This is a genomic window from Psychrosphaera sp. B3R10, from assembly GCF_018861025.1.
Lineage (GTDB): Bacteria > Pseudomonadota > Gammaproteobacteria > Enterobacterales > Alteromonadaceae > Psychrosphaera > Psychrosphaera algicola.
Genome location: NZ_JAHKQH010000022.1, coordinates 46,843 through 72,923, shown reverse-complemented (window position 1 = coordinate 72,923; position 26,081 = coordinate 46,843). Strand labels below are relative to the sequence as shown.

The following is a 26,081-nucleotide window of genomic DNA, read 5'->3' as shown; positions in this document are numbered from 1 at the left end:
GACTCATTTTACTAGCTAGGGAATGACGTTTTTTTCTGTTTAATTGAAAGACGGTATTTCTAAAAAAATGTTTTCAGACCAAAAGTTCAGGCGACTTATTCCTTCGTCTAAATCCCCCTTAGTTGAGATTTATATCTCGAAGTGAACGGCAGGGACGCCGTTGCAAGGAATGTTTTCACTTCAAGGAAGAAGGGAATTCGTCAGTACATGGATGTACGTCAGACGAACCATGGACGAAATTACATTCCGTCTTCGACGATAATATAAATCTTAAATAAGGATTAGGGATTTGGCCGAAAGCGGCTCTTTTGGTTACTTTTCTAGCTGTTGAGAAAAGTAACTCGCCTTTAGGCGAAAAGTCGCCTGCAAGGCACAAGCCCCGCGCCAGTATGGTCGACGCAGTCGAAATAGCTGCCTGCAAGGCAAACTATGACATTCCTCTGCACTCGGTTGGAGATCCCAAATATCGCTTAGGCTCTTTTAGGATGACGGTCTTTTCTGTTTGGTTCGGATGATGGTTTGTTCTGTTTAATTGGAATGACGTTTTTCTAAAAAAACGTTTTATCACACCTAAAGTTCCAGCTACATTTTCCCTCCATTCAATATTCCTGAAATTAAATCAGTTTTCAAAAGTATGAGACAGGACGTCGAGTAAGGGATGTTTTCATGGACGAAATTACATCCCGTCTTTCAGACAAAACTGAGTTTAATGTAAGACAAGAATATTGGCCGAAAGCGGCTCTTTTGGTTACTTTTCTAGCTGTTGAGAAAAGTGACTCGCCTTTAGGCGAAAAGTCGCCTGCAAGGCACAAGCCCCGCGCCAGTATGGTCGACGCAGTCGAAATAGCTGCCCGCAGGGCAAAGAAAGGCGCAGCCTACAAATGATTGGAGGTTCCCAATATCGCCGATGCTGACTAATGATTTACAATGGTGCACATAAAATTACAAAAACCGAACCCGCACATATGTTGATTAATCCTATGCCTATTGCATGTTTTCTATGATGATTGTATAAACGCAGAGGTTTGAATTCGGTAATACGCTACATGCGCTATGTAGTTTTGTTAATGCGTAACCGAATTATTAAAATAATAATATAAAAAAATAAAGGGCACGTTATGAATAAATCTGTCGCTACAGGTGAAATGTTAGGCCATCCTAAAGGTCTATTCCTGTTATTTGGTACGGAAATGTGGGAACGAATGAGCTACTACGGTATGCGTGGTATTTTTGTTCTTTACCTAACTACGATGGCAACTGCTGTCGCAATGGGCTGGGACATGGCCTATTTTGGTATCGATCCAAATTCTGTTTCTGCACAAGAAGACTATGACAAGGCGTTGCAATCAAATGCATTGAGCATTTTAGGCACGTATGCAATGTTAGTTTATGTAACACCAGTACTTGGTGGCTGGATGGCTGATAACGTCTGGGGTCAGCGTAAATCTATCATTATTGGTGGTTTACTGATGATGTTCGGGCAATTTGCTCTAGGTACGCCTCATGACTTGATCGCTGGCATGGAAACGATGTTTTTCTGGCTCGGTCTTGGCTTAATGATCATCGGTAATGGTTTCTTCAAACCTAATATTTCTACAATGGTTGGTGACTTATACGAAGAAGGTGACAAACGTCGTGATGCGGCATTTACTATTTTCTATATGGGTATCAACTTAGGTTCAATCTTGGGATACATGGTAGTTGGTACTATCGGTGAAAAAGTAGACTACCAATATGGCTTCCTTGTTGCCGGTTTTGGTATGTTATTGGGTGTAATCCTTCAACTTGCATTATCTAAAAAGTACTTAGGTGACATCGGTGTTGAACCTTCTGCGAAGCAAAACAAAGGTGATACAGAAGCGTCAAACAAACCGTTAACACCAGTTGAACGTGATCGCGTTAAAGTTATCTTGATTATGTCTTTGTTCACTATCGTATTCTGGGCTGGCTTTGAACAAGCTGCAGGTTCAATGAACTTATTTGCTAAGTATAAAACTGACTTAGTTTTCTTTGGTTGGGAAATGCCAGCATCTTGGTTACAGTCTGTTAACCCTTTATTCATTATTATCATGGCGCCATTATTTGCGGCAATGTGGTTACGAATGGGTGATGCGGAGCCTAACTCACCAAGAAAATTTGCATTAGGTATGTTCTTTTTAGGCTTAGGTTTTGTTTCTATGGTCGGAGCTGCAATTCAAATTGGCGATGACCAAAATATCAAAGCACATGTTATTTGGTTAGTAATGGCTTATGTATTCCATACTATGGGTGAATTATGTTTATCTCCAATCGGTCTTTCAATGGTTTCTAAATTAGCACCACTGAAATACACGTCATTGTTGATGGGTGTTTGGTTCCTATTCTCAGGCTTAGGCAATAAAGTTGCTGCTGAAATCGGTAAGCTTGTTGGCGACGCCGGTCCAATGTCTACATTTGGTGGCGTTGCGGTAATGGCATTTGCTGCCGGTATCTGCTTATGGTTAATGAGCGACAAACTTGTCGATTGGATGCATGGTGCAGAAGATAGCCACCCTCAAGACCAAGAAGGTCGTCTTGAAGAAGAGTTATCTGTTGTTGGTACTCATGAAGGTATGAAAGAAGACCATAATAAATAATCTCAATGATTAATTTTATTAGGCGATTAACATATATAACAATTGATCGCCTAGTTTAATTAACGTTAGTTTTTGCGTAGGCTTATATACAAACAGTACGCTGTAATATCAGACTTATTACTGTGAACACCGACAAATAAGCCGATATTTTAAAGCGCATAAACGGCTAGAGTGATTTTTAAATATAAAGCTCAGTTAACTAAACTGGGCTTTTTTTGTTTCTAAAACTCCCAATAATGGTGCTATTTGTTCGAAAATGGAGCAGTTATTGGTTTGTTTCGTTTTGATTACAAAGAATTACAATTGAACACAAAGGAGTTGATTTACATCGCTCTTATTTTAGGTAAAATGCGCCCCTGCATTTAACTGAAGTCAAATTCGGTGTTTTTAAATATTTACACTTTTTATAATTAGGAATTGTTTTCAATGGGTAAGTTTATAGGATATTTGACTTTATACCTGATCATTGTTTTTGCGTCTTTTACCTCAACTGAAACGTACGGGCAAATTTCAACTACACCTTCTCAAGCGCAAATTGAACAATTTAAGCGGTTGCCAAAACAACAACAAGAAGCGTTAGCAAAACAGTTTGGTATAGATATCTCGCAAATAAGTGGCGCAGTTTCAAACTCTTCTTCGGTAACCGAACCGGCAATAAGACCTGAAATGCAATATGTTAATAACTTAGCAACTCAAAACTCTGTCGAAAAGGTGAGTGTTAAGGACAAAACGTTAAAGCCATTTGGCTATGATATGTTTGACCAATTACAGGCGGCATTTATCCCTGGTGGCACAATTCCCGTCCCAGCGGACTATATATTAGGGCCTGGCGATACATTAGATGTCACGCTTTATGGTAAAAATAGCGTGAGCTATACAGTGACGATTAATAATGAAGGGCAAATCTATATACCAGAACTTGAGCCTATGAATGTTTCAGGTCTAACTTTTCTCGAACTCAAATCTCATATTGCAAATGTTGTTGATGAAAAAACTATTGGGTTTAAGTCTTCAGTAGCAATTGTTGACCTTCGCGGTATTCAAGTTTATGTGGTTGGCGACGTAAAGAAGCCTGGGGCTTATCACTTATCTAGCCTTTCGACAGTTACTAATGCGTTGTTTATCAGTGGCGGGCCGACTCTGGTTGGTTCACTTCGAAATATCTATTTAAAACGTGGCGGAAATAACATAGCTCGCCTCGACCTATATAAGGTCTTCACACAAGGGGACGTATCCCAAGACAACCGTCTACAACAGGGGGATGTGATCTTTGTCGATAGTGTGAAACGCCAAGTTTCAGTAACTGGGGAAGTTCGTCGTCCAGCCATTTACGAAGTTACATCAGACGATTCGGTAAAAGACTTAGTACAATATGCCGGTGGTTTAACAATGAATGCTTACCCTAAAAATGTGGTATTGGCATCGTTTGACAACAATTACCAACGTCAAGTTAGCGCTCTAGATTTAACTGAGTCAGATTCAAATAATTTGTCACTAAAAAACGGTGATGTGGTTACGGTAATGCCAGTATCTCAGCAGTTTAGTGATGTTGTTAATGTAGCAGGGGCAGTTGCTAGACCTGGGATGTATACTTGGCAACAAGGCATGAAACTGAGTCAACTAATCAATAGCCATGACGATATTTTGCCAACGACCGATCTCACTTATGCGCTTGTCGTAACTCATGGCGCATTTAATCAATATCAAGTTCAGCAATTTTCCCCAAGTGGCGTTTTTAGCGGTGATGATGTCAAACTTAGTGCAAACGACTTAGTGGTATTTTTTAGTCAGTTTGAACACAATACCTTTGACCTAGTCGATAGAGAAGTTGGCAAACTCAACGATGTAAAGCTGGACGACAAACTTAAGAATTCCAAAAATACGCACTTTAGAATTGAAACTGACGGTAACTATTTGTTTGAACTTCAACATGGTGATCTGTTTTCAAAACAAAAAGCCCTTATTGAAACCAAACGGTATAGCCGCAGACAGCTCATTAGACCAATTATTCAATTGATAACAGATAGCCAACAGGGCGGAGAATTAGTGCCTGTGGTCGAGATCACCGGACAAGTCCGCTTCCCAGGTGTATACCCGTTATCAAAAGGTGCGGGGCTTGAGCAAATGGTCGCTGCAGCTGGTGGATTAACAGAGTCTGCAAATTTTGAAAAAGGCGAAATTTCACGAATCGTACAAACAACAGAACGTGGCAAAGACACGAACCATTTGTCGTTTAATTTAGTCAACGATGATTGGCGTTCGATTAAACTAGAGCCGCGAGATGTTGTTAACTTTTTCCAGCAAGCTAATTGGCAAGAAGAGTTAAAAGTTACACTAACAGGGGAAGTGATGTTCCCTGGTACATACACCATAAAAGAAGGTGAAACCTTATCTGAAGTTGTAGCAAGAGCAGGTGGCCTAACGCAGTTTGCCGCGCCAGAGGCGGCATTTTTTACTCGCCAGTCACTAAAAATTCTTGAGCAACAACAAGCCAAAAACATGGCTCGTAATCTAAGTAAAGAATTGGCGTTTAAATCGATCTCTTCTTCTTATAGCAATGTAAATATCAGCGAAGTACAGTTACTCGTTGATAAGCTAACAACAGTAGAAGGCGTTGGACGTCTTGTTATCGATTTAGAAAAGATTATCGCTGCAGAAGCATCGCCGCTAAAGTTAGAAAATGGTGACCAGCTGCATGTGCCTACGTACCGTGATGAAGTAAATATCATCGGTGAAGTTCAAGTCGCAACTACGCATTTACACGACGAAAATTGGCAATTGGAAGATTACCTCAATTCTAGTGGTGGATTACGTCAACAAGCAGACGAAGACCGCATTTACATCATCCGAGCAAATGGCCTCGTCGATGTCCCCGACGACTCTTGGTTTGGCCGAACATTAAAAATCCGCGCTGGTGATACAATTGTCGTGCCCCTCGATGCGGGCTATACAGACCAGTTAACCCTATGGGAAAAAGCCACGTCAATATTTTATCAACTGACAGTAGGCCTAGCGGCTTTAGGCCGTATCTAATTTAATTTACCCCTTCAACAAGAGTATCGGGCCGGCAAAGCTCGATACTCTTTTTAGTTAAACCTCAATTGATTACTTTTTGCGTTAGAACAACATAATCTATTCTGTATATTATTAACCACTCAATCGCCGCCTTAGTAGTGTCTTCTATGGTAATTCAATTTTAATGTTAATGTTACTCATAGCTTTTTAGTTTGATTTAATCACACTGCTAAATTTATTATGGCGACTAACGGCATATCACAATGTCAAAAATCTATGTTTTTTATTTAAAATTTTAGTAAAAACAAAATGATGAAAAGTTAAAGTTAAAACCTTATTTAGCCTTTTAGAGTTTAGTTGGTAATAATATTCAATAGTCATTCAAAATTGAGTTGCTTGATATATATGGTGTTGTAATTTTTATTTACTAAGGATTTGCGGTTTTTTGTGCCTAGTAAAATATGGCAGGTTCAATGGAAATAGTGTTAAAGTAGCAAAATGTTGTTCTAACTCCCAAGCAACAGCACTTGGTAGTCCATATGCTACTTGCGGGGGATTTAGAAAAATAGAAGAATGAGTTTTACGGAAATTTGACTATAAACAGGAATGTCGATGAAATATCTGGTTACCGGTGCTGCGGGTTTTATAGGGTTTTATGTTAGTAAAGTATTAACAAGTCAAGGCCATGATGTTGTTGGGATTGACAACATCAATGATTATTATGATGTTAATTTAAAATATTCACGCTTAACCGAACTCGAACCAGTTACTAAATTTCGATTTGTTAAAGTCGATTTGGCTGACAGAACGGGGATAGCTAATTTATTTGAAACTGAAAAGTTTGACCGCGTGATCCACCTAGCAGCCCAAGCCGGTGTTCGTTATTCCTTAGATAATCCTTTTGCCTATGCCGATTCTAATTTAATCGGGCATCTGACTATTTTGGAAGGGTGCCGTAATAATAATGTAAAACACCTTGTTTATGCTTCCTCAAGTTCGGTCTATGGCCTAAATACGAAAATGCCATTTAACTGTGACGACGCTGTCGATCATCCTATTTCCCTGTATGCAGCAACCAAAAAATCTAATGAGTTGATGAGTCATTCTTATTCTCACTTGTATGGTATACCAACATCTGGACTTAGATTTTTCACCGTTTATGGCCCGTGGGGCCGTCCAGATATGGCTCTGTTTAAATTTACCAAAAAGATTTTTGATGGTGATCAAATTGATATTTACAATAACGGTGAGTTAGCGAGGGATTTTACTTATATAGACGATATTGTCGAAGGTGTGGTTCGCGTCGCAGATTGTGTTCCTGAGGCAAATAGTAAATGGAATGCAGAGCTTGGTAGTCCTAAAAATAGTTCGGCACCGTATCAAATATTTAATATTGGCAATGGTCAACCAGTGGCATTATTGGATTTTGTAGATGCGTTAGAAAAGTCGATTGGAATTAAAGCCAACAGAAATATGATGCCGATGCAACCAGGTGATGTTTATAAAACCTGGGCCGATACCGATGACTTATTTAAGGCTGTAAATTATCAACCTAAAGTAGATATAAAACATGGTGTTCAACAGTTTGTAGATTGGTACCGAGCTTTTTATAAAGTTTAGCTTAATATTACCAGTAACGAGTCAGAAATTCGTAAACACTAAAAAAGAAAAACAATAAAAACGAATTATAGATACGATTGTAAATCGAATAAAATAAATTACTAACGGAATACTCTAGATGAAAATTGCCATTGCCGGAACAGGATATGTAGGTCTTTCAAATGCAATGTTGTTAGCGCAACATAATGAAGTGATCGCGGTTGATATTATTGAAGAAAAAGTTGAAATGCTCAATCGTGGTGTTGCACCTATTGTAGACACTGAAATAACCGATTTTTTAACCAACAAGTCACTTAATTTTAAGGCGACAACAGATAAACAGTTAGCGTACGAAAATGCCGAATTTGTTGTTATTGCAACCCCGACGGATTATGACGTAGAAACTAATTACTTTAATACTCGTTCTGTTGAAGCTGTCATCAAGGATGTCCTTGCAATAAACCCAAATGCAGTAATGATAATTAAGTCAACGGTACCTGTAGGTTTTACAGCAAATTTAAAACAAGAATTAGGTATCGATAATTTGATGTTTTCACCTGAATTTTTACGTGAAGGCAAAGCACTGTACGATAATTTGCATCCATCTCGTATAATTGTTGGTGAACAATCTAAACGAGCTGAAGTATTTGCGGGCTTATTAAAACAAGGCGCAATAAAACAAGATATCGATGTGTTGTTTACTGATTCTACAGAAGCAGAAGCCATAAAATTATTTTCAAATACGTATTTAGCGATGCGAGTTGCCTATTTTAATGAGCTTGACACTTATGCAGAGCGTCATGGCCTCGATACGAAACAAATTATTCAAGGCGTAAGTTTAGATCCTCGTATTGGCAACCATTATAATAATCCTTCTTTTGGTTACGGCGGTTATTGTCTACCTAAAGATACCAAGCAGCTGCTGGCTAATTTTAGTGATGTACCACAAAACTTGGTTCGTGCCATTGTTGACGCAAATACCACACGAAAAGATCATATTGCCGATTCCATTATCGCTAAAAACCCTAAAGTGGTTGGCATGCATAGACTAATAATGAAGTCAGGTTCTGATAATTTCAGAGCCTCTGCCATTCAAGGCATTATGAAACGTATAAAAGCCAAGGGCATCGAAGTTATCGTATACGAACCTGTGCTAGAAGAGTCTGAGTTTTTCCGCTCCCGTGTGGTTAATGACTTAGTTAAATTTAAACAAGAAGCGGATGTTATCGTTGCAAATCGTATGGTTGATGAAATTAAAGATGTCGCTGATAAAGTATATACCCGCGATCTTTTTGGCAGTGATTAACCAGTAGTTAACCAGTAGTTAGCCAGTAGTTAACCCGTAAGGTGAAAAGTCAGGGGCCACTGAAACTCCTTTTTCATCGTTAGATAAAGATCTTAAGGTGTTGTTAGAAGGTTGAAGTAAACAGCCTAAGATATTACCTTGCTTAAATTAACGTTTAACAATTTAGATAAAGAATAAATTATGACACAAAAAGTATTTGTTACCGGTGGGGCCGGGTATATCGGCAGCCACACTGTTGTGGAACTTCTAAACAATAATTACGAAGTGGTCGTAATCGACAATTTTTGCAATTCATCGGAAGAAAGTCTTAACCGAGTGAAAAAAATCACGGGTAAGGAAGTGGCCTTTTATCAGGGTGACATAACTGACAGGGCGCTACTGCGTCGCATTTTCAGTGAACATCCAGATATTGAATCAACAATACATTTTGCTGCGCTTAAAGCGGTTGGGGAATCAACGCAGATACCGTTGACGTATTATCAAAATAACGTTCACGGTACGTTAACTTTATTAGAAGAGTTGCAAAAAGCTTCAATTTATAACTTTGTTTTTAGCTCATCAGCAACTGTTTACGGTGACCCCGCCTCTGTTCCAATTACAGAAGACTTCCCAACATCTGCCACTAACCCTTATGGTCAGAGCAAATTAATGATGGAAGTTATTTTGCAGGACTTAGCAAAGTCGGATGAAAACTGGTCAGTATCATTGCTACGTTATTTTAATCCAATTGGTGCCCATGAGTCTGGATTGATCGGCGAAGACCCTAATGGGATTCCAAATAATCTAATGCCATTTATATCTCAAGTAGCGGTAGGTAAACGTGAATATTTAAGCGTGTTTGGTGATGACTACAATACGCCCGACGGAACCGGCGTTAGAGATTATATCCACGTTGTTGACTTAGCTAAAGGTCACTTAAAAGCCCTTAGTTATATTAACGATAAAACGGGAGTGCAAATTCATAATTTAGGCACGGGCCAAGGCTACTCTGTGCTAGATATGGTTAAATCATTTGAGAAAATAGCAGGCCAAGCAGTTCCTTATCAAGTGGCACCTAGACGCGCGGGTGATATAGCTGAATGTTGGGCCAATCCTGATAAAGCTTTACAGGAATTAGGTTGGCAAACCGAAAAAACATTAGAGCAAATGGTAATAGACACTTGGCGTTGGCAAAGTGAAAATCCAAATGGCTATAAAAATTAATTTTGGTTTTAAAGTGACTGGTTTTTAATCACTTAATTCAAAAAAATAAATATGGCAGGCTATAACTGTGCTATTTCAAAATTAATTTGATATATTACGCGCTCTTTTTGCCGGGTAGATTTTAATTGTTTAGGGATGTTACAAAATGAAGTATTCTAGGTTTGTGGCTTTAGGCGCATTATTTGTATTTTTTATAAGTACGGGCGCTTTAGCAATTACCCCTTCCGCGGCGCAAATTGAACAGTTAAAACAACTCCCTAGGGAGCAGCAAGTTGCTCTTGCAAAACAGTATGGCGTCGATATCAATGACGTCATTCCTTCCACTAATACAGCAAATAATTATCAGCAAGAGAGACAGGTATCTCAACCGGCCCGAGTTGAAAATGCCTTTTCTAAAGGTGAATTGCAACAAACACAACAAATAAAAGCTATTGAAAGCACGAACCAAATTGACAAAGCTAACAAAGAGCAAGCTTTAAAGCTATTTGGATACGATATTTTTAGTGGTCAAGCTAGCGGGTTTGAAGCTATGGCCAATATGCCCGTGCCTGGTGAGTATATTCTTGGTGCGGGTGACGAAATTAATGTCCAACTGTTTGGGAAGGAACACCAGTCTACCAGTATAACCATTGACCGCAGTGGTGTGTTTTTCCTACCTGAATTGGGGCCAATTAATGTCGCTGGCTTGACGTTCAGTGAATTTAAAACACTTTTCCAACACGAACTTAAAACTAAAGTCATAGGGGTTGAAGGTATTGTTAATATGGGACAGATGCGAAGTATTCGCGTGTTTGTCTTAGGCGAAGTATTTAAACCAGGGGCCTATTCGTTAAGTGCTTTATCTACGATTACCCACGCACTTTATACATCCGGTGGTATTAGCCAAGTCGGTTCCCTAAGAAACGTGCAATTAAAGCGTGCTGGAAAATTAATAGAAACTATAGATTTATATGATTTATTGCTTAAAGGTGATACCTCTAAAGATCTTACTTTATTGCCTGGCGACGTCGTATTTGTTCCTCCTACAGGACCAATTGTTGGAGTGACAGGTGAAGTTAAACGCCCAGCTCTATATGAAGTTATTGGCGATGAAAGTGTTTTTGATGTTTTAGCACTAGCTGGAAATGAACTAGCTACCGCCTATTTAGCTGCTTCAAAATTAGAACGTTTAGATCAAAACGGTGGACGTACGGTAGTTGATGTAAATCTAGAAGCGCAAAAGGCAGAATCAATCAAAATAAGAAATGGCGATGTACTTCGTATTGGCAGTGTTTTAAACGAACTCGACAACGTTGTAACGCTTCAAGGTCACTTATACCGTCCCGGCGTATTTAGTTGGAAAAAAGGTCAACGGGTTTTAGATGTTATTGAAGACATTACCGACTTAAAAACTAACCCAGATTTGGATTATGCTCTAATTGTTAGGGAAGATCCGACCATAAGAACAATTTCTACAATTCAGTTTTCGGTAAGGGATGCATTTAACTCGCCTAATTCAGATAAAAACCCTAGGTTAGAAAGCCGAGATAAAATTTATATTTTTGCTGCGGATGGTAAACGAAACTTAGATGTTGTGGTTAATCGATTAAAAAAACAAGCTCGCAGTGACGAACCTGCAAAGTATGTTGAAATAGCCGGAAATGTTGAATATCAGGGCGAATACCCGCTAAGTGCAAACATGACGGTAAATGACTTAATCAAAGCGTCATATGATTTTAAAGAATTTACGGATTTCAATTATGCCCTGTTAAAGAGACAAAACTTTATCGAGAATAAAATCGAATTTGAAGTGGTTAATTTAAAGGAACAATCTGATTTAACTATCTTACTGACACCTAAAGATAAACTTTATGTGTTTAGTTTAAATGAACCGCGAGCTGCATTACTCGCGGATCTAATAGAAGAAATTAAAACGCAAACCTCGAAAACAGTATCGCAAGATTTAGTATCAGTGCAGGGGCAAGTTCGTTTTCCTGGCACGTATCCTTTATCAAAACATATGACAGCGGCAGATTTGGTTTCTGCTGCTGGCGGGTATACAGAATCTAGCTATTTGATTGATTTTAATGTTGCTCGCTTTAATACAAATGGCATCGACACCTCGGAATTTGACTTACAAACAATACCATTAAAAGGTGATGCATTAGAATCCTTTGCGTTACAAGCGAAAGACTCTTTGTTTATTAAAGGCATCCCTGATTGGGTAGAAGCTGAAACGGTCGAACTCATGGGGGAGTTTAAGTTCCCTGGTAAATATACCATTCGCAAAGGCGAGACTCTTGCAGAACTTGTAGAGCGAGCCGGTGGGTTTACAGATTACGCAGAGCTCGAAGCAAGCGTATTTACTCGAGAGTACCTAAGACTAAAAGAACAAAAAATATTAGAAGACGCACAGCAAAAATTAAAACAACAAATGGTTATGAGTCGTTACAATGCCGGCGAGTATTCAACGGGCAGTGCCGATTCATTTGAACAACTTCTAAACAGCTTAGAAGGAGCGCAAGCTGTTGGCCGTATGGTTGTTACCACCGAACAGATAACGGTAAATGATGGTTCTTTAGAATTACGTGATGGCGACCAATTAATTGTTCCACGTAAATCGTTTGAGGTTAGTGTATTAGGCCAAGTCTACCAGCCTACGACTTTACCTTGGATTAAAGGTGATAGTATTGATGATTATATTGACGGTGCTGGCGGCGTAAACCAAATCGCTGAAGATAGTGATACTTATTTAATCAAAGCAAATGGTCGTGTTGTAGCTATAAATGGATGGTTCACGAGCTTTGAAATACAGCCTGGAGACTCAATAATGGTTCCAGCTGATGTATCTCCGATACCAACATTAACTTTATGGCAGGCTGTGACAACAATTTTGGCACAAAGTGCGACTACACTAGCATTAATTAGTACGCTATAAAAATAAGTAGCGCAATCTCGCTAGTTATTTTTATTGGAATGTTTTTTAAAAGGCAAATGTTTACAAAACGATTATGAATAAAAACAAAGATATAGAGGATAAGGTTGTAGCTTTAGAGCACAAGCTTAATAAAGTGTCCGAAAGTACCGAACGCTTTTCTGAAACATTAAATTACCAACAAGGTTTATATAATGGGGTAGATAGCGAAATAGATTTTAAGGAAGTACTTAGAGTTATAATTGGTGAATATAAAAAAATACTAATAGTGACTTTCATTTTTGGTGTGGTTTCAGCTATTTACGCTCTATCCCTACCTAATATATATAGCTCAACAGTTAGAATGATTCCGGCACAACAAGAAAGTGAAGGTGGGTTATCATCTTTAGCCTCTAAATATGGCGGATTAGCTGCAATGGCTGGAGTCAACTTAGGGACATCCGGGAGTAGTGATTCTATACAGCATGCCGTAGAATTGATGAATAGTTGGTCTTACTTAGAGTCAATAATACTAAAATACGACTTAAAGGCCAAATTTATGGCTGTTGAAGGTTGGGATGGAAAGTCGGATACATTAGAGTACAATAGCGATATTTACAGTAAAGAATTAGGGGAATGGCTTCAACTTAAGTCATTCTTTGGAAGCAAATTACGCACATCAGAGCCGTCTAGCTATGACACTTATTTGAAATTTAAAAAAGATTTTTTTGGTGTCAATTTTGATGCTGAGAAAGGTATATTTGAAATTACGGTAAAGCATTTTTCTCCTAAAGTTGCTTTTGAAGTTACGAATATTTTTAGCAAAGAAATTAACGAATATTTTAGGAGCGAGGATAAAAAGCAAGCACTCGCAAGTGTAGACTTTATTGAAGATAAAATAAAAACCACTTCGAATACACAAATGCTAGAAGTTTTTTATAATATGATTGAATCTCACACTCAAAAGATAATGTTGACTGAAATCAGTGAAGAATATCTACTTCGTACTTTAATTCCAGCGAAAATTGCAGAAACCAAATATAAAGTTGCTCCTAAAAGATCTGTAATAGTTTTAATAAGTATTTTATTTGCAGGAATAGCGACTATTTTATGGGTGTTAATTTCGCACTTTTATAATAAAAAAGATTAGATGATATATGTATTTATCTTGCATATAGTTGTATTGGCGAGACTAAAGCAATAACAAATTATATTACAACAGTCTTTTGTTGGTTTATTCAAATCTCGCTTTTATAGTCAGCTTTAGACTTAGCTGTTGAATTTAATATTAATTTCTATACTTTTTTACCTCCATTAACGCGACATTATAGTTGGTCCCAAGAAATGAATATTTTCATAATAGAAGTGTTTTTAATATTTTCAGCTAGTTTTAAGCACAAAATAAGAATTGGAGTTATTTTACAGGTGTTACGTTTACGTAAGCTTAATTGAATAAGTTGTAGTGATTATATTTACAGGATTATAAGCAATCTATATAGAGTATTAAGCTCAAATGTTTTCAGATTAAAAGTTCAGTGCCAGATTTAAAAGTATTGGATGGAAATTGTAGGACAAATAATAGTAACAATATTGTTTATACGAGTATTGTAATTGCATAAATAAAATTACATCAAAATTTGAAAAATTATAGGAAAATTCGCGTGTCATTTGAAACTATATCTGTTTTAGGCTTAGGATATATAGGGTTGCCAACAGCTGCAATGTTTGCATCTAAGTGTAAGAAAGTAATTGGTATCGATGTCAATAGTACTACTGTTGATACTATTAATAGCGGTAAAATTCATATTGTCGAACCTGAACTTGATATAATTGTCCAAAAAGCCGTGAATGAAGGATATTTAAAAGCTACTTTATCACCAGAGCCAGCTGATGCCTTTTTGATCGCAGTTCCTACACCTTTTAAAACTAATATTGATCCCAATAAAACTGACCCTGAGCCTGACTTGTCTTATATAAAATTGGCTACAAAGGCTATCGCGCCAGTTCTAAGAAAAGGTAATTTAGTTATTTTGGAATCAACATCACCGGTTGGAGCAACAGAGCAAATGTCAGAATGGTTAGCCCTAGCTCGCAGCGATCTAACATTCCCGCAACAAAAAGGTGAATCATCAGATATACGTATAGCGCATTGCCCTGAGCGAGTTCTACCAGGGCATGTTGTACGAGAAATGGTCGAAAACGATCGAGTTGTTGGGGGCATGACTCCACTTTGCTCTGAAAAAGCGATAGAACTGTATAAGACATTTGTAGAGGGGGACTGTGTAGTAACTAATGCTCGAACGGCCGAAATGGCGAAGTTAACAGAGAACTCTTGTCGTGATGTTCAAATCGCATTTGCCAATGAACTCTCGATTATTTGTGATAAATTAGAAATTGATGTCTGGGAGCTTATTTCGTTGGCAAATAGGCATCCTCGTATTAATATCCTCCAACCTGGACCTGGTGTCGGCGGACATTGTATAGCGGTAGATCCGTGGTTTATCGTAAGTAGAACGCCGGAACAAGCTAAAATTATAAAGACCGCACGTCTTATAAATGATGCAAAACCTAAATGGGTTATAGAGAAAGTTAAATTGGCAATTGCTGACTTCCTTCAAGATAACCTGAACAAAATGGTTTCAGATATTACGATTGCATGCTATGGACTAGCTTTTAAACCTGATATAGATGACATTCGAGAGAGCCCCGCATTGGATATTACTAAAGAAATTTTACAATTTCATAAAGGTAGAGTCGTTGCTGTCGAACCCAATATACCAGAACAATCACCGTTTTTAGCAGGCATCAATCTTGTTACCTTCGAAAGGGCGGAAGTGTTAGCAGATATACATGTATTGTTAGTTGAACATATGCAGTTTAAAACTAATAAACCATCAAGTGGCCTTATGGTCGATACTAAAGGAATTTGGAACTAAATTATGTCTGACATTTTAAATTTGATAGGTCGTAAAAATGAAATGTTTGCTGAAGATATTGCAAAGAATGAATTACATTTACAAAAAACTGTTTCTGAAGCAAAATTTTTGGTAATTGGAGGCGCTGGTTCAATAGGACAAGCTGTAACTAAAGAAATTTTCAAACGGAATCCAAAAAAGTTACATGTTGTAGATATTAGTGAAAATAATATGGTCGAATTGGTCCGAGATATTAGGAGTTCTTTTGGTTATATCTCCGGAGACTTTCAAACATTCGCATTGGACATTGGCTCAGTCGAATATGACGCATTTATTAAGGCTGATGGTCAATTTGATTATGTTTTAAATTTGTCAGCGTTAAAGCATGTTCGCAGTGAGAAAGACCCTTTCACCTTAATGCGTATGATTGATGTGAATATATTAAACACAGCTAAAACTGTAAAACAATCAATTGCGTGTGGTGTTAAAAAATATTTTTGTGTTTCAACTGATAAGGCTGCTAACCCAGTAAATATGATGGGTGCTTCGAAACGAATCATGGAAATGTTTCTTATGAAACATAGTGAAAATATAGATATTTCGACAGCGCGCTTTGCGAATGTTGCATTTTCAGATGGTTCATTGTTACATGGCTTTAACCAGCGACTACAAAAAAATCAACCAATTGTCGCTCCAAATGATGTCAGAAGATATTTTGTAACCCCTCAGGAGTCTGGGGAATTGTGCTTGATGTCTTGTATCTTCGGCGATAATCGAGATATATTTTTCCCAAAATTGAGTGAAGCCTTACATTTAATTTCTTTTTCAGAGATTGCTGTAAAGTACTTAAAAAACAGAGGTTATGAACCTCACCTTTGTGAAACAGAAGAAGAAGCCCGAACTTTAGCAAAAACGTTACCTGCCAAGGGTAAGTGGCCGTGTTTATTTCAAGCTAGTGACACAACCGGAGAAAAGGATTTCGAAGAATTTTTTACTGAAGCTGAAACGCTTGATTTAGAACGCTTTGAAAATCTAGGCGTAATTAAAAATGCGCCTGACTACAATAGTAAATTATTAAATGAATTTGAGTTAGAAATAAGCTTGATGAAAGATAATTGTGAATGGGAAAAAGATAACATTGTTCGATTGTTTTATAAAATGCTTCCACATTTTGGCCATTTAGAAACTGGCAAATATTTAGATGGAAAAATGTAAACTATTGGGGCGTAGTATGAATAAAAGTTTAGTTAAATTCGTTAAAGATATTTATCAAACAAATGAATTTGTTCCTTTACACGCTCCTGCGTTTAATGGCAATGAGAAAAAGTATGTTAATGAAACTATTGAGTCTACATTTGTTTCTAGTGTCGGTAAATTTGTTGATAAATTTGAAATAGACATTGAAAAATTTACTGGTTCTGCAAAAGCAGTAGCAACAGTTAATGGAACTGCCGCATTACATACTGCACTCCATATGGCCAACGTTCGTGCTGGTGACCTTGTTTTAACTCAAGCATTGACTTTTGTTGCGACCTGCAACGCACTCCATCATATGGGCGCTGAACCTGTTTTTATCGATGTGTCGATGGCAAGTTTAGGCTTGTGCCCGGTTGCGCTTGAGGCATATTTAGACGAATACGCACTAATAGATGAACTCGGTGCGTACAACAAGTTAACAAAACAACGATTTAAAGCTGTTGTACCGATGCACACATTTGGTCACCCAGTTGAACTAGATGAACTATTGGTCGTTTGCAATAAATGGAATTTGACATTAGTTGAAGATGCAGCTGAAAGCTTAGGTTCTTTTTATAAAGGAAAACATACTGGTACTATTGGTGAACTAGCTGCTCTCAGTTTTAATGGTAATAAGATAATAACGACTGGCGGTGGCGGTATGGTTTTGTGCAGAACACCTGAGCTAGGCGTTAAAACAAAACATATAACTACAACTGCTAAAGTGCCGCACCCATATGAATTTTTTCATGATGATGCTGGGTTTAATTACCGAATGCCAAACTTGAATGCCGCCTTAGGGTGTGCCCAAATGGAAGTAATAAAGGAATATCTCGTTTTAAAAAGAGAGTTAGCTACTAAGTATGAACACTTTTTTGAAGGGTCAGATTTTAAGTTTGTCAAAGAACCTAGTTATGCGAAATCCAATTATTGGTTAAACGCTGTTATTTGTCCGACATTTGAAGAAAGAGAGAATCTTTTAAGCGAAACGAATAAGTCTAATGTGATGACTAGACCTATTTGGACATTAATGCACAGATTACCTAGTTATAGTGCTTGTGATCGTGGACCCTTAACTAACAGTGAATATTTAGAACAGCGATTAGTAAATATTCCTAGTTCTCCAGTTTAGCGTGAGTATATTATGAAAAATGTTGCTGTATTTACAGGTACTAGGGCTGAATATGGCCTCCTTTATTGGTTAATAAAAGATATTGAGAATGACCCTGAGTTAAAGCTAAATCTACTTGTTTCCGGCACTCATTTGTCTCCGGAATTTGGTTTAACTTTTAAACAAATTGAAGACGATGGTTTCTTTATTGATGAGAAAGTTGAAATGCTACTTTCTTCGGATACGGCAATTGGAGTTGCTAAAAGTATTGGTCTAGGCGTTTTAGGCTATACGGACGCATTAAGTAGAATGCAGCCAGATATTTTAATTGTACTGGGTGACCGGTATGAGGCATTAGCTGTAGCACAAACAGCGATGATACTGAGAGTACCAATTTTGCATCTACATGGTGGTGAGATTACTGAAGGTGCTTACGATGATGCAATCAGGCATGCAATTACTAAATTGAGTTATCTACACGCTACATCAACAGATGAACACAGAAAACGAGTTGTCCAATTGGGCGAAGATCCAACTAGGGTATTTAATGTAGGGGCAATAGGACTAGATTCTATAAAAAGAGCTGACTTCATGTCTATAGAAGAACTTTCTGCTTCTTTATCTTTTAAAATCGACCGCCCCTATTTTATTCTAACTTATCATCCAGTTACTTTAGGAGAAGAATTACCAATTTCTAGTTTTGAAGCAATTTTAGATGCGTTGGATTGTTTTAAAAATTATCAAGTGATTATAACCTACCCCAATGCAGATGACGGTGGTAGAAAAATTATTCCAATGATTGAAGAGTATGCCAATTCAAATGTATCTAGGGTTTTAGCTATACCTTCATTAGGGCATAAAAGGTACTTAAGTGCTGTTAAAAATTGTGCAGCCGTAATTGGTAATTCTTCGAGCGGTATTATAGAAGTTCCCTCGTTTGGCAAACCAACTGTGAATGTAGGTGTGCGCCAAAATGGGCGTTTGGCGGCTAAAAGCGTAATCCATTCAGATATTAAATTTGAAAGTCTGAAAGAAGCAATAAACAAAGCTGTTACAATGCCGAGTGATTCGTCTAGGTTTATCAATCCCTATGGCAAAGGCGATGCAAGTAAGGCAGTAATTGAGATGGTAAAATCTCTTGAATTCAACCCTTGTAAAAAATTTTTTAATATAGAGTAGTATTATGACATTAATTATTGCAGAAGCTGGCGTTAATCATAATGGTAGTGAAGAACTTGCTTTCAAATTAGTCGATGAAGCTTTTGAAGCCGGTGCAGATATTGTAAAATTTCAAACGTTTAAGGCTAAAAACTTAGTTACCGATGATGCAAAGCAAGCCGACTATCAAATTTCTAATACAGGTAAAACAGAATCTCAATACTCAATGCTTAAAAGGCTAGAATTGAGTTTTGAATTCCATCATAAGCTTATTGAGTATTGTAATAGTAAGGGGATCGAATTTTTGTCCACAGCTTTTGATTCAGAAAGTTTATCTTTCTTGGTTGATGAGTTGGGATTAAAACGGCTCAAAATTCCCTCTGGAGAGATTACAAATGCCCCTTTGGTTTTGGATCATGCCCGAACAGGTTGTGAACTAATAGTTTCGACTGGAATGGCAACTATGAGTGAAATTGAGAAAGCACTTTCATTAATTGCATTTGGGTATTTAAATAAATCAGATAACCCTACTGATGAGATGCTAGAAAATGCCTATTTTTCAGAATTAGGTAAAAAGTTGTTAAAAGAAAGAGTGACAATTTTACATTGTACTTCAGAGTATCCTGCGCCGTATGAAGATATAAATTTAAATGCAATGACGACTATAAAAAATGGTTTTAAACTGCCTGTAGGCTATTCAGATCATAGTGAAGGAATTACAGTACCAATTGCCGCTGTAGCAAAGGGGGCTGTTTTAATAGAAAAGCATTTTACATGTGATAAAAACTTACCGGGGCCAGATCATAAAGCCTCTTTAGATCCGGAAGAGCTTACTTCTATGATTAGTGCAATTAGAATTGTAGAAAAAATAATGGGGGACGGTATTAAAGGTCCGAGGCCTTCGGAGTTAAAAAACCGAAGTGTTGTTCGAAAAAGTTTAGTTGCGGCAACAGACATAGTTAAAGGAGAATTAATCACTAGTTCTAGCTTATGTGTTAAAAGACCTGGTGATGGTGTAAGTCCTTATAATTATTGGAAATTAATAAATACATTTGCTAGCAAGGATTATAAAGCGGGAAGTTTGATAGATGAGTAACTTATTGTTACTTGGAGGTGGTGGACATGCCGCAACCTTGGCAGAAATACTACTTGATCAAGGTGAAAATATTGTTGGGGTTGTTGCTCCGGAAATTACCGCTGGGAAAAAAATATTTGTTGAATTTCAACATTTTGTAAACGATACAGATGTATTAAATTTCGACCCTTTAGATACTTTATTGGTTAACGGTATAGGCTCAATGCCAAATAGTAATTTAAGAGAGGGCGTTTACGCTAAGTTTAAAAAGCTAGGCTATTCTTTTGCTACTATTCAAGCTCCTAGCGCAGTTGTGTCAAAATTTTCAGAGATAAGTGAGGGGGCCCAAATTCTTTCAAATGCAGTGATCGGTGTAGATGTGAAAATTGGTGAAAACACTATAATTAATTCTTCTGCGACGGTTGAACATGAGTGTTTTATTGGGAATAATTGCCACATAACGCCAGGTGTGACTCTAAGTGGACAGGTTATCATGGGAGACTCCGTTCATATCGGGACTGGCTCTAATCTTATTAATAACATTAAATTGGGAAGTAATATTGTCATCGGTGTTGGCGCTAATATTACCAAATCAATTGAATCGAATTCTTTGGTCTACGGACAACGAGCAAAAATATTACAGGGTGAGTTATGACTGCAAATTGGAAAAATGTAGTAATTTCAGAAGAAATGTCAATTAAAGGGGCCTTGGCAGTCATCGATAAAGAAGCACTAAGAATTGCATTGGTCGTTTCAAACAATAAATTAATTGGAACAATTACTGATGGCGATATTAGGCGTGGTATTTTAAAGGGGGTTGGGCTTGATGAAGCTGTGACTTTAGTTATGAATAACAATCCCTTCAGTTTAACGAGCGAGATCGACGCCACTACTGTTAAACGTTTAATGCAAGAAAAAAATATACTTTCTGTACCTCTTGTTGATCAAAATGGGGTGTTAGTAGGACTTAGAACTTTAAACGAAACTTTATCTGTTGAGAAAAAAGAAAATCCTGTATTTATTATGGCAGGTGGTTTTGGTACTCGCTTGAGGCCGCTAACGGATAACTGCCCAAAGCCAATGCTAAAAGTTGGTGGACGGCCAATGTTAGAGATTTTAATAGAAAACTTTAAAAAACATGGTTTTTATAAATTTTATATTTCGACGCATTATTTACCAGAAGTAATTGAAGAGTATTTTGGAAATGGTGAAAACTTTGATGTCGACATTGAATATGTTTATGAAGAAAACCCTTTAGGGACGGCTGGGGCATTATCATTACTGCCGGATAATATTCCTAATTTGCCACTTATTATGATAAACGGCGATATTTTAACAAATGTAGACTTCAGTAAAGTGTTAGGTTTTCACTTAAAAAATAAAAGTGATGCAACGATGTGTGTAAGGGACTATGAAATTCAGGTTCCATTTGGTGTAGTTGAAGGTCTCGGGCATGAAATTACTGGAATTGTTGAAAAACCAACTTATCGTTATTTTGTTAACGCTGGAATATATATAGTGTCCAATGAAATAATTAAATCATTGCCTAAAAACGAACGTTTAGATATGCCAAATCTATTTGAAATTAAGAAGAAAGATAAATTCACAGTGCTTAAATTTCCAGTTCACGAATATTGGCTCGATGTTGGAAGACATGCCGATTTTGATAAAGCTCAAACAGATGTTTTTGAATTGGGGTTGTTATGAACCTTGCTATCATACCCGCACGAAAAGGTAGTAAAAGATTACCGAATAAAAATTTATTAGATTTAGCAGGAAAACCATTGATTAAGCACACTATTGATGCTGCGCTAAAAAGCAGTGTAGATGATGTGGTAGTGAGTACAGATTGTGAAGTAATTAGAAACATTGCAATTAAGGCTGGTGCGAAAGTATTGGAACTTCGACCAGATTATTTGTCTAACGATGTAGCTTCTACAATCGATGTTTTACGCTTTGAAATGGAAAAGTATGAGTCCTTGGTTGGCCCAGTTGATGAAATTACATTGTTACAGCCAACATCGCCTCTTAGAAATAATATACACATAGATGAAGCTATTAACTTGTTCAGATCGAATGATGCCGAAATAGTAGTTTCTGTTTGTCCAAATGAACACCCTGCTGATTGGAATTTGTCATTAGGTAAAGGTAATTTAATTGACACGACTAACCTTCGGAATGCCCGGCGTTCACAAGATTATCCGACTAGCTATAGATTGAATGGCGCTATTTATTGTATCGGTAGTAGTTATTTGAAAGAAACTGAATCTATTTTATCTTCATCTAAGTCATATGCTTACGTAATGTCGCCTGGTACTTCAGTAGATATTGATACATTATTTGATTTTAAAGTTGCTAGTTTATTGCTGAGTGACATTAATAAATGTTAGTCAATAGCTATTTAACTAACTTTGAACGAATACTTTACATTAAAGTACAGAACCATATTCAAGAAAAGCATTTTGAGTTTTTGGGCAATTCAATATCTCATGATGTTGAAGTTTGTTCAGTTGAACAATTTGAGCGAATGAATTTAAAAGATGGTGATAATGTATTAATTATTGCGTCGACATCAACTAAAAAATTAAATACGCTATTACATAAAAAAAAATGTAAATACTCATTAACAATAGCTTTGTTTCAGGATGGTGTGAGAATTAGAAGGCGTTTGGGTGCTGTTGCATATATTTATCAGTTAGTCGATTTACTTTTTCCAAGTATCGGGAGTTCTATGTCCCGTACTTACATTAAACCCTTTGTTGACACTTATATCGTTTATACTAATGAAGCAGAGTTAGAGTTAAAACAGTATATATTTATAAAAGATAAAATTAGATGTGTGTCAGTTAATAAGTCATATGATATTGCGCCAATGGTTATTCCATCTTCTTTAGAACGGATCACGTTAATAGACCAACCTGTCGAAATTTATTTTAAAGATAAAACGTCAGAAATATATAATATGCTAAGCGATTATTTCTACATAAATAATACTGAGCTAGTGGTAAATACTCATCCTTCGCCAGAGTACAATGTGTTGAATAGGAGAAGTGTTAATTTTAATAATTCAGAGCTCTACCAGGTCAATAATGTATACATTACGTTTTTTTCTACTTTAGGGTTTGAATTACTTAAGCGTGGACTCCCTGTGTTTTTCCTACGACAGTTTATTCCGAATATATTTAAATTTTCTGAAAAAAACATCTTTATTCTTGATGATTATTGTCAATTGTTTGATAGGATTAGTTTACTCAAAACGATGAGTAAAGATATTATTTATCAGGAACAAACAAAACTAATTAATTGGTACTTTTAGATGCTATTACTAGTTAGTACCTTAATTATCATAATTTATAATATTAGTAGGTCTTATTATTCTAAAGGCCAGCAGTTTGTTCTTCTATTTTTTTCAACATTTTATTTGGTAGCTCCAACGGCGAAAATTTTTGGCGAAAAAGCCTTACCTTTAAATATTCCTTTCTCTCGGTTTGTAATGGTAGCGTTTATCTTTTGCTTGCTTATTAATGTCATTGTATCGATGAAAATAAAGTGGAATAGGCGTAGTAGTAAATTAATTACTATTGTTTTCTTAATATTTTTAAGTACATTGACGACTTCTCTAATCAGAAATAGTTTCAATGTATCTAAGTTGAATTTTACAGCTTTATTAAACAACTTAACTTTCTTTTTCTTTTTGATAGCATCAATTTCAGTTTTTGACTATCAAAAAAGAATAAAAGTAGACTCTAGCAAACTTGTATTAGCGTTGACATCTTTTGTATTGTTTTTCTCTAGCCTATTAGCTCTTTTAACATTTGTTTCATTTGAACCAGTTTATTACATCCATAAGTCATTTTATAACATTCATTTAGGTGGATATGACGGGGATAAATCTTTGTTTTCAATGGTTGAATTGTATAATAGAGTTTATTCCACTTTTTCAGGACCGAATCAGTTTGGATTATTTGCAGTACTATCGTTTATTTTTGTTAATCATTGCTATGCAGAGCGTAAAATATCCAGGCTTTACTTTGTTTTTAGTTTAATTTTTTGTTTTATAGTTTTAGTAACTTCACAATCTCGGACAAGTATCGTAATGTTTTTATTAGCCATCACTTTACTGAATACAAGAAGTTTGAAGAAGGGACTGAAGTTTATACCGTTTTTTCTGGTGGTAACATTAATATCCTTGCCTTTTCTGCCTGAACGTGTGTTTAACATGTTTAGTGCAGAAAATTTTATGGACGAGTTAGACTCACAGAGAATATTTTTTTGGTTGGCAAGTTATAATGAAATGACTTCAAGTACCAGTTCATTGCTCTTAGGTTTTATCGAAAAAATCACTAATAGTACCGAAGGGTTTCATATAGAAAACGGCTATCTTCAACTTATCGCAATTGGTGGGCTATTTCCATTTATTCTGTTGATAATATTTATGGCGATTCTTAATTTTCATTTTAAACAAATTGAAGTCGTGAGCTTACGGCATGCAGCAAGGATAAGTTTACTAATAGTTTTATTGTCAGAGTTTTTAATGGGCAATATATTTAATGTAAAAATATCTACGTACATAGCGATTTTGTTTGCATTTTATTTTACAAGTACCCCGCAATATAATGCCTATTTTTCAAAGTTGTCCTCAAGGCTTTCTGTTAAATGATTAAACTATTGTTAACTGTTACATTAGCGAAGTACCTTAATTCCGCAATTATGTTTTTAATCCCTGTTTTGCTACCGAAATATCTTAATGAGGTTGAAATGGGAATGGTTGCAACATATCAATCATTGTTTACGCTTTTAGTTCCTTTAATCGGTGTAAATACAGCTTCTTATCTTTTAAGGTTTTATGATGGGAGTGAAAAACGCACAAATTTAATAATTTATAGCTCTATTATTATTATATTAGCTGCACTTTTAAGTGTCTTAGCAGTATTAAACATTTCATATCCATATATAAGGGAGATAATTCAGTTTCCTTTGTTATGGACTGCAATTACAGCTTTTAGTGTGTGTATATGGCAAGTTTTGTTTCTATATATTACTTTAATGCAAGTAAAATTAGATGCGAAAAATTATTCAATTACAATATTGGTCAGAAGTTTAGCAATTGTTTTTTGTCTCTACATTCTATTGAATTCTCAAGTAGGTTGGCAAAGTAGAGTTCTTAGTGTTTTATTGGCTGACGTACTGATAGTTCTAGTTTTTCTTTTTGCTAAGAAAGTTACTTTTTCTCTTAAAATTAGAAATGGTCTAAGAATAGCCAAATTAAGTCTAAATTATTGTTTACCACTTGTTCCCCATACTTTAGCAATGTGGGTTCTTTTTTCTATAGACATCTTTTTTATTAATTATTATTTAGGACTAGAGTATTCGGCTGTTTACTTCATAGGTAATATTTTTGCACTCGTTATCGGTATTTTACAGGATGCTATTATTTCTGTAATAACCCCTATATATTTTCAAAGGTTCACTGCGAAATTAATGTCCAAAAAGGACTTTATAATCTATTTATTTGTCTTTTTTACCTTTTTGGCCGTAAGCAGTTTTATTGTTTATTTAATATCACCTTACGTTTTATGGTTTTTATATGGCGAAGACTATGCCGAAGCAACTACTGTAATTCCATATTTATTGGCTGGTTTCGTTTTTAACGGTATATATAAGTATGTTGCTATCATAATATTTTATATAAAAAGAACTAAGTTTATGATTTTATGTAGTTCAATTGCAGCGATTACAAATATATTCCTAAACTACAAATATATTGAAGATGGAATTGTTGGAATAAGTATTTCGACATCGATTTCATTTTTTATTTCATTTATGACCGCATTAATATTAATTTACTATCAAACAAAAAAACTCAATATATTTTCTGTAAAGGAAAAAGTTACTGGAGTGTAATACTTTTACTAAGAGTCGAGATTAATTTAGTTTTCATTGGAGTTAATAGCT

At 36.3% G+C, this 26,081-nt stretch carries 19 protein-coding genes; all 19 read left to right on the top strand.

Annotated features, from left to right (window positions below):
- The first annotated feature begins 666 nt into the window (after nt 1–666).
- The 19 genes from KO525_RS07490 (at nt 667) to KO525_RS07400 (ending at nt 26,030) form a co-directional block, all read left to right on the top strand.
- Nucleotides 667–885: a hypothetical protein gene (locus KO525_RS07490; protein ID WP_215963175.1), complete on the top strand. Its 219-nt coding sequence runs from the start codon at nt 667–669 to the stop codon at nt 883–885.
- Between the two features lie 233 nt (nt 886–1,118).
- Nucleotides 1,119–2,615 carry a peptide MFS transporter gene (locus KO525_RS07485; RefSeq protein ID WP_215963174.1) on the top strand — a complete coding sequence of 499 codons (1,497 nt, stop codon included), beginning with the start codon at nt 1,119–1,121 and terminating at the stop codon, nt 2,613–2,615.
- 426 nt (nt 2,616–3,041) lie between these two features.
- Nucleotides 3,042–5,648: an SLBB domain-containing protein gene (locus tag KO525_RS07480; protein ID WP_215963173.1), complete on the top strand. Its 2,607-nt coding sequence runs from the start codon at nt 3,042–3,044 to the stop codon at nt 5,646–5,648.
- A 594-nt stretch (nt 5,649–6,242) separates the two neighbouring features.
- A complete protein-coding gene (locus KO525_RS07475; RefSeq protein WP_303523015.1) occupies nt 6,243–7,250 on the top strand; it encodes an NAD-dependent epimerase in 1,008 nt (335 codons plus the stop codon).
- 118 nt (nt 7,251–7,368) lie between these two features.
- Nucleotides 7,369–8,535: a nucleotide sugar dehydrogenase gene (locus tag KO525_RS07470; RefSeq protein WP_215963171.1), complete on the top strand. Its 1,167-nt coding sequence runs from the start codon at nt 7,369–7,371 to the stop codon at nt 8,533–8,535.
- 180 nt (nt 8,536–8,715) lie between these two features.
- Nucleotides 8,716–9,738, top strand: a complete 1,023-nt coding sequence (galE, locus tag KO525_RS07465) for a UDP-glucose 4-epimerase GalE (RefSeq protein WP_215963170.1) — start codon at nt 8,716–8,718, stop codon at nt 9,736–9,738.
- 145 nt (nt 9,739–9,883) lie between these two features.
- Complete coding sequence (locus KO525_RS07460; protein ID WP_215963169.1) at nt 9,884–12,655, top strand: SLBB domain-containing protein; 2,772 nt, start codon at nt 9,884–9,886, stop codon at nt 12,653–12,655.
- A 73-nt stretch (nt 12,656–12,728) separates the two neighbouring features.
- The gene (locus KO525_RS07455; RefSeq protein WP_215963168.1) at nt 12,729–13,781 is read left to right on the top strand and encodes a Wzz/FepE/Etk N-terminal domain-containing protein; all 1,053 of its coding nucleotides are present in this window, start codon (nt 12,729–12,731) and stop codon (nt 13,779–13,781) included.
- Between the two features lie 511 nt (nt 13,782–14,292).
- Nucleotides 14,293–15,567 (top strand): UDP-N-acetyl-D-mannosamine dehydrogenase, encoded by a 1,275-nt coding sequence (gene wecC, locus KO525_RS07450; RefSeq protein WP_215963167.1) that lies wholly within the window; start codon nt 14,293–14,295, stop codon nt 15,565–15,567.
- A gap of 3 nt (nt 15,568–15,570) precedes the next feature.
- Entirely contained in the window at nt 15,571–16,761 is a 1,191-nt protein-coding gene (locus KO525_RS07445; protein WP_215963166.1) for a UDP-N-acetylglucosamine 4,6-dehydratase, read from the top strand.
- 16 nt (nt 16,762–16,777) lie between these two features.
- The gene (locus KO525_RS07440) at nt 16,778–17,914 is read left to right on the top strand and encodes a LegC family aminotransferase (protein ID WP_215963165.1); all 1,137 of its coding nucleotides are present in this window, start codon (nt 16,778–16,780) and stop codon (nt 17,912–17,914) included.
- Nucleotides 17,915–17,926: 12 nt separating this feature from the next.
- Nucleotides 17,927–19,072 (top strand): UDP-N-acetylglucosamine 2-epimerase, encoded by a 1,146-nt coding sequence (neuC, locus tag KO525_RS07435; RefSeq protein ID WP_215963164.1) that lies wholly within the window; start codon nt 17,927–17,929, stop codon nt 19,070–19,072.
- Nucleotides 19,073–19,076: 4 nt separating this feature from the next.
- Nucleotides 19,077–20,147 (top strand): N-acetylneuraminate synthase, encoded by a 1,071-nt coding sequence (neuB, locus tag KO525_RS07430; RefSeq protein ID WP_215963163.1) that lies wholly within the window; start codon nt 19,077–19,079, stop codon nt 20,145–20,147.
- Entirely contained in the window at nt 20,140–20,781 is a 642-nt protein-coding gene (locus tag KO525_RS07425; protein ID WP_215963162.1) for a NeuD/PglB/VioB family sugar acetyltransferase, read from the top strand. Before neuB ends, KO525_RS07425 begins: the two co-directional genes overlap by 8 nt.
- The gene (locus KO525_RS07420) at nt 20,778–21,833 is read left to right on the top strand and encodes a nucleotidyltransferase family protein (RefSeq protein WP_215963161.1); all 1,056 of its coding nucleotides are present in this window, start codon (nt 20,778–20,780) and stop codon (nt 21,831–21,833) included. Before KO525_RS07425 ends, KO525_RS07420 begins: the two co-directional genes overlap by 4 nt.
- On the top strand, nt 21,830–22,516 hold the full coding sequence (locus tag KO525_RS07415; protein WP_215963160.1) for a cytidylyltransferase domain-containing protein: 687 nt from the start codon (nt 21,830–21,832) through the stop codon (nt 22,514–22,516). The genes KO525_RS07420 and KO525_RS07415 overlap by 4 nt, the downstream gene beginning before the upstream one ends.
- On the top strand, nt 22,510–23,442 hold the full coding sequence (locus KO525_RS07410) for a hypothetical protein (protein ID WP_215963159.1): 933 nt from the start codon (nt 22,510–22,512) through the stop codon (nt 23,440–23,442). Before KO525_RS07415 ends, KO525_RS07410 begins: the two co-directional genes overlap by 7 nt.
- A complete protein-coding gene (locus KO525_RS07405) occupies nt 23,443–24,786 on the top strand; it encodes an O-antigen ligase (protein ID WP_215963158.1) in 1,344 nt (447 codons plus the stop codon).
- Nucleotides 24,783–26,030 (top strand): hypothetical protein, encoded by a 1,248-nt coding sequence (locus KO525_RS07400; protein ID WP_215963157.1) that lies wholly within the window; start codon nt 24,783–24,785, stop codon nt 26,028–26,030. The genes KO525_RS07405 and KO525_RS07400 overlap by 4 nt, the downstream gene beginning before the upstream one ends.
- Nucleotides 26,031–26,081 lie beyond the last annotated feature (51 nt).